This window comes from Roseobacter sp. SK209-2-6 (assembly GCF_000169455.1).
Classification (GTDB): domain Bacteria; phylum Pseudomonadota; class Alphaproteobacteria; order Rhodobacterales; family Rhodobacteraceae; genus Pseudophaeobacter.
In genome coordinates this window covers 524184-530190 of sequence record NZ_AAYC01000002.1, presented here as the reverse complement: position 1 = coordinate 530190, position 6007 = coordinate 524184, and the positions used below count along the sequence as shown (strand labels likewise).

Annotated in this window: 7 protein-coding genes; 1 reads left to right on the top strand and 6 read right to left on the bottom strand. The window is 56.7% G+C overall.

Features of this window, described 5'->3' with window-relative positions:
* On the bottom strand, positions 1 to 876 hold an 876-nt coding region (locus RSK20926_RS05660), incomplete at its 3' end, for an alkene reductase (protein ID WP_008205002.1).
* A 128-nt stretch (positions 877 to 1004) separates the two neighbouring features.
* On the opposite strand from RSK20926_RS05660, the gene RSK20926_RS05655 reads away from it, so the two are divergent.
* Positions 1005 to 1964 carry a LysR family transcriptional regulator gene (locus tag RSK20926_RS05655; RefSeq protein WP_008205001.1) on the top strand — a complete coding sequence of 320 codons (960 nt, stop codon included), beginning with the start codon at positions 1005 to 1007 and terminating at the stop codon, positions 1962 to 1964.
* Between the two features lie 12 nt (positions 1965 to 1976).
* On the opposite strand, the gene RSK20926_RS22010 is transcribed toward RSK20926_RS05655, so the two are convergent.
* Genes RSK20926_RS22010 through RSK20926_RS05635 form a run of 5 tightly spaced genes read right to left on the bottom strand, consistent with a single transcriptional unit; the run spans position 1977 to position 6003 of the window.
* Complete coding sequence (locus tag RSK20926_RS22010) at positions 1977 to 2324, bottom strand: TOBE domain-containing protein (protein ID WP_232281852.1); 348 nt, start codon at positions 2322 to 2324, stop codon at positions 1977 to 1979.
* Positions 2276 to 3058 carry an ABC transporter ATP-binding protein gene (locus tag RSK20926_RS05650; protein ID WP_008204999.1) on the bottom strand — a complete coding sequence of 261 codons (783 nt, stop codon included), beginning with the start codon at positions 3056 to 3058 and terminating at the stop codon, positions 2276 to 2278. Before RSK20926_RS05650 ends, RSK20926_RS22010 begins: the two co-directional genes overlap by 49 nt.
* Positions 3055 to 4167, bottom strand: coding sequence for an ABC transporter ATP-binding protein (locus tag RSK20926_RS05645; protein WP_008204998.1), 1113 nt, complete (start codon positions 4165 to 4167; stop codon positions 3055 to 3057). Before RSK20926_RS05645 ends, RSK20926_RS05650 begins: the two co-directional genes overlap by 4 nt.
* 4 nt (positions 4168 to 4171) lie before the next feature.
* The gene (locus tag RSK20926_RS05640) at positions 4172 to 5038 is read right to left on the bottom strand and encodes a carbohydrate ABC transporter permease (RefSeq protein ID WP_008204997.1); all 867 of its coding nucleotides are present in this window, start codon (positions 5036 to 5038) and stop codon (positions 4172 to 4174) included.
* 2 nt (positions 5039 to 5040) lie between these two features.
* Positions 5041 to 6003, bottom strand: a complete 963-nt coding sequence (locus RSK20926_RS05635) for a carbohydrate ABC transporter permease (protein WP_008204996.1) — start codon at positions 6001 to 6003, stop codon at positions 5041 to 5043.
* Positions 6004 to 6007 lie beyond the last annotated feature (4 nt).

The following is a 6007-nucleotide window of genomic DNA, read 5'->3' as shown; positions in this document are numbered from 1 at the left end:
ATAGGCCTTGCGCAGATCGTGGCGGAATTGTTCGGGTACGATGGGGGCATCGTCCCAATCGGCTTCGGAAAGGTGGATATAGGCAATGCCAATGTCGTTCAGGGCACCGGCGGCCTTCAGGATCACTTCAATGATCTCATCATCCGCCATATTCCGCTGAGTGATATAGGGAGACAGCCGGATACCGGTCCTATCGGCCCCGATTTCACCGGCGACGGCCTCTGTAACCTCACGCAGGAAGCGGATACGGTTTTCTTGCGTCCCGCCGTAAGCATCGGTGCGCTGGTTCGAGGAGCGCCGCAGGAACGCGTCGATCAAGTAGCCATTGGCACCGTGGATTTCGACACCGTCAAAACCGGCAGCGATGGCATTGGCTGCACCCTGGCGGTAGTCCTGGATGACCTCTTTGATTTCAGCTTCGCTGAGCGCGCGTGGAACAGGGCAATCCACCATTCCTCCTTCGCCGGTATCAGGGTCTACGATCCAGACCTGGGCATCGGGCGACAACGCGGAAGGCGCCACGGGTTTACCATCGGTGTGAAAGCTCTCATGGCTCATCCGGCCCACGTGCCAGAGTTGCAGAAAGATGCGCCCGCCCGATTTGTGCACCGCATCGGTGACCAGCTTCCAGCCCTCGATCTGATCCTGGGTGAAGATGCCCGGCGTGAAGGAATAGCCTTTGCCCTGGCCGGAAATCTGGGTGGCTTCGGAAATGATCAATCCGGCGCCAGAGCGTTGTGCGTAATACTCGGCCATCATGGCATTAGGAATATCGCCCGGCTGGGTCGTGCGGGCCCGCGTCATCGGCGCAAGGGCAATGCGGTTCGGCAGGTTGAGGTTTCCGAGCTCTAGCGGCTTGAATAGGGTCTCGCGCATGAAAGGTCCTTTCGAATTGGTTATGCGTCAGGCAGGGAATGTTTGCCTGTTCGATTGGACCTTCGCTTTTTTAGTAATTCTTGTTAATAATATCAAATGCACAAAACCTTTTAGGATTCTAAAATAATATGATCGAGAAGGTATCTGACCTGAAACTGTTCAAGCGGATCGTTGAACTGGGCTCTCTCAGTGCGGCGGCGGGCGATATGGGGATTTCGCCGGGATCCGCTTCCCTGCGGCTGGCGGCGATGGAACGATCCGTTGGCGCAACTCTGTTTCGCAGGACAACGCGTCAGATGCATCTGACCCCGGCCGGGGAGGAGTTTCTTGAGCTTGCCTCGAATGTCCTGAACGACCTGGCCGCCTTTGACGAGCATATCTCACGCGAGAAGCGAGAATTGTCCGGGGTGATCAAGGTTACTGCACCTGTCGATTTGGGGCGGAACTATATTGCGCCGTCGCTGGACCGCTTTGTGGAGAGCAATCCGGGCATTTCGGTGGATCTGGTCTGTACGGACCGGGTGGCGGATCTGACCGAACGCGGCATCGATATTGCGGTGCGCTATGGCGCGCTGATGGACAGCAGCCTCCGCATTCGCAGGATTTCTTCCAACAAGCGTATTCCGGTAGCCTCTCCCGAGTATGTCGCGTGCATGGGGGTCCCAGAGCATCCAAAGGATCTGGCCGGGCATGACTGCATGCTATTGTCCTCTCTGGGTGACAAGAATGATTCATGGACCTTTGTCGAAAATGCCAAGGCGCTGACTCTGCGGGTCAACGGATCTCGGGCAACCAATGACGGTGAAGTGCTACGCAGATGGGCATTGGAGGGAAAGGGAATTGCCCTGAAATCGGCGTGGGACGTGGCAGAAGATATCAATTACGGCCGTCTGGTTCCTTTGCTGATCGGTTTTTGTCCGCCCAATGTCGATCTGCAGCTTGTCTTCCCGCCGCTGGCGCGCCAGCCGACAAAGGTACGTCGGCTGGCGGATCACCTGGTCCGAGAGCTTAAGATACTAGACAAATGCCTTGAGACCATCAGTTTGGCACCGCATTACCTGAACAAGGAAGAGAGCAGCCAAAGCTGAGCACTCTTGCCTTTAGCCTAAGCGCTGGCCAGCGCATGAGAAGAGGTGAAACCGGCTAGGCTCCATTTCTACGGCTACTGCCGAGAGTGAGTGCAGATCATCCTCAGTTTCAACTGAAGCGGTCATTTGAAATCCGTTGATATCCAGTATCAGCGTGGTCCTGTTTCCAAGGGGCTCCATGTCAATGACACGCGCGGTTTGTGCCCCTGGTTCGGCGCTTTCGACCTTGAAGACCCCAATGTCTTCCGGGCGAATGCCCAGCAGTACGGTGCCATCACAGGAGGTCGCGGTCTTTTGAGGCAGCTCGAATGTCAATCCGGCCAGATGGGCCTCAGCCCCTCCGCTGGCTTGGGTCCGGATTTGGGCGGGTATGAGATTGATTGGAGGATTACCGACGAATTGGGCAATCTCCGTGGTTTGTGGTATGGAGTAAAGCTCATTTGCGCTCCTGGATTGAACGATCCGCCCCCCATCATCACATTGACATTATCCCCCAAAGCCAGGGCTTCCGTATAGTCCGGGGTGGCGAAGATGATGCTGTGGCCGGTGGTGGAAAGCAGCCGTTTCAATTCGGACCGCAACTGGCTGCGCAGCACGGCGTCCAAGCTGGAAAGCGGCTCATCCAAAAGGTAGATGCCCGCCGGTTTCGCGAGGGCGCGGCCAATGGCGATGCGCTGTTTTTCGCCGCCGCTAAACGAAGCAGGCTTACGGTCAAGTATATGGCAGATATGAAGAATTTCAGAGAGTCCTCTGACCTTTGCCTCAATGTCTTGCGCGGCCATTCCCTGGATGCGCAAAGGGTGGGCGATGTTTTCAAAGGCGGTCAGGTTGGGGTAGAGCGCGAGGCTCTCGAACACCATGGAAACCGGCCTTTGATTGGGCTGCAATCCGGTCACGTCCTTGCCGTTGATCAGGATTTGGCCTGCGTCCGGGGCTTCCAGCCCGGCGACCAGCCTTTGCAGCGTGGTCTTGCCGGCACCTGTGGGCCCCAACAATACGACCAGATCCCCCTTGGGAACCGTCAGGCTGACGTTCTCAAGCGCTGTGGTCTTGCCAAACCGCTTGCTGAGGCTGTGGATTTCTAGAGCATTCATGCTGCGATCTCCTTGCTGACAGGGGATGCCATAAGCTTGACCCCGGTTTCTGCGTCAAACAGGCTGACCATGCCGGGATGAAAGCAGAGGCTGCATCTATCTCCGATGTGATGGCTGACATTCTGCGTCGAGCGGAGCTTGAGTTCATGTGTGCCGAGAAGAAGCGTAACAATGGTATCGGCGCCCAACTGTTCGATCAGCAGGATCTCTGCGCCTAGATCGGTTGCGCCCACGTCCAGAAGATCTATGGACTCCGGTCGCACTCCAAGGGTCACTTTGCTACCGCTCTGCAGCGAAAGACCCAGCGGGGTTGCTTCGACATCGATCGTAGCACAGCCGATGTCGACGCGATGCCCGGTCTGGCTTGCCTGGACGGTGCCGGGCAGAAAGTTCATTGGCGGGTCTCCTAGGAAACCGCCAACAAAGGTTTCTTTTGGGAAGTGATAGACTTCATGGGTGTCGCCATAGTGGACAAGCCTGCCGCGATCCATGACCGCAATGCGATGCGCCAGCGACAGAGCCTCAATCTGGTCGTGCGTCACATAGATCACGGTCTGTCCGGTCTGCTTCTGGATCCGCCGAAGCTCCTGACGCATTTCATTGCGCATCGCGGCTTCGAGGTTTGACAAGGGTTCGTCCAGCAACAGGATCGAAGGGTTGGTGACCAGGGTGCGCCCCAGGGCAACGCGCTGCAGCTGCGATCCGCCCATTACTGATGTCGGGCTGTCCAGACTATTGCTCAGCCCCATCAGATCGGCAGTCTTTTCGACTTCTTTGGCAATATCGCGTTTGGTCATGCGACGGACCTTCAGGCCGAAACTCAGATTTTCGCGCACCGTCATATTGCCGAATACGGCGTAGTCCTGAAACACCAGCCCAATCCCGCGCTTGCCAGGTGGCACGCCAAGCATCGAGCGTCCATCGATGCGGATGTCGCCGCTGCTGGGGTCCGTGAGGCCGACGATCATATTGAGCGTGGTGGATTTACCGCAGCCCGAGGGGCCGAGCAAAGCAACAGTCTCACCTTGTTCGATTGACAGGTCCAAACCTTCAACTGCGGTGAAGGCGCCATAGGTCTTACGCAGATCTTTGATTTGTAATTTTGTCATGGGATCACCTTTTGACTGCACCAAAGGTCAGACCCCGCACCAGGTGGGTCTGGATGAAGTAGCCGATCACCACCAGCGGCAGCACGGCAACAACGGCAAGGGCCGCTTGCACGCCATAGAGCTGGCCGGCCGTGGCGGCGAAATATTTGGATAGTTGGACCGGGATCGTCACCACATCCTTGGCGGTGAGCACGAGGCCAAAGAGGAATTCGCTCCAGTTCAGTATGAATATGAAGAGCGATGTGGAGATCAGCCCGCCACGAATGAGGGGAATGGTAAAGCGGATATGCGCTTGCACCCGGCTGAGCCCATCCAGCATGGCGGCTTCTTCGATCTCTTGTGGCAGGTCGTCGATGAAGCTTTTGATCATCCAGACCGAGAAGGGCAGGGTGAAGGCCGCATAACATAGGATCAGCCCCAGATAGGTATCGATCAGCCCAATGGAATTGAACATCACCAAAAAGGGGATTGCGATTGCGATCGGGGGGAACATGCGACCGCTGAGGATCATCAGTGGTGTGGAATTGCCGCCAAAACGATAGCGCGAAATCGCCAGGGAGGCCGCCAGCCCGACCGAGATCGACAGGGCGGTGGCACAGATACTGATGATGATCGAACCGAAAATGGCGCGCCAGCCGGTTTCACTGACCGCTGTGGCTGCTGTCTCTGCCGCTCCGGCCTGTGAGATGAACACCGCGCTAAAATTGTCCAATGTTGGCTGCCCGGAGATCCAGACCGGAGGTATGGCGACCCATTCGGTTGATGGCTTGAAAGCTGTTGAGACGATCCAGAAAATCGGAAAGACCGCAAAGAACAGCGCCAAGGCCAGTGCGACCCAGGCCCACCAGGTCATTTTCTTGCTGACAAACATTGTTATTCCTCCCTCAGGATTTGGCGGGTGATCGGGCGCAGCATCAGGTTGACCCCGATGACTGTAAGGACCAGCACGATGAAGGCCGCAGCGGCGGCATAGGCGAGCCGGAAATCCTGAAATGCGAGCTTGTATAGATACTGGCTGACCATCTCAGTGGCGGTGCCGGGGCCGCCCCGTGTCATCAAAAAGATCTCGTCAAAGATCTTGAGGATCTCCATCGACCGGATGACAAAGGCGATGATGATGACCGGCAATAGATTTGGCAGCACCACCGACCAGAATATCCGCAGAGGCCCCGCTCCCAGCATCACCGCAGCCCGGATCGGGTTTTGCGGAACCGCATTCAGGCCCGACAAAAGCACCAAAAAGAACAGAGGGGTCCAATGCCAGACCTCGGCCACCACAATGGAGGCAAAAGCAGTGGCATCATGCCGGAACCACTCGACCTGCGGCAGATCTCCCTGCAGGGAAATCCAACCGATGATCTGATTGATCGGCCCATTGGTCTGAAACAGCATGAACCAAGTGTAGCCGACCACTACCGGCATGATCATCATTGGGCTGAGCAACAGGGAAAACAGAAGTTTGCGCGCCGGAATGGCTTTGAGGAACAAAATGGCCAGCCCGAGCCCAAGCAGGAATTCAAGAGACAGGCAGATCACGGCGAAAAGCAATGTGCGCCCCAGGGCCTGCAGAAAGCGTGGCTCATAGAGGATGAGCTCCTCGTAGTTGAAATAGCTGATGAATTCGGCCTCCCAAAGCGATCCGAAGGTGGGTTGCCAATTGGTCAGGCTGATCCAGAGCTCCAAAAGGAAGGGAAAGACCATCATTCCCATCAGCAGGACTTGCGATGGGATGATCAGAAGAAGCGGCAGGGTCCCGGGATCATTGGGATCCCGCCTGAACAGGCCTGACGGGGGAGGTGCCATTTCCGGCACCTCTTGCGTTGTTGTCTCGGTCATTTGA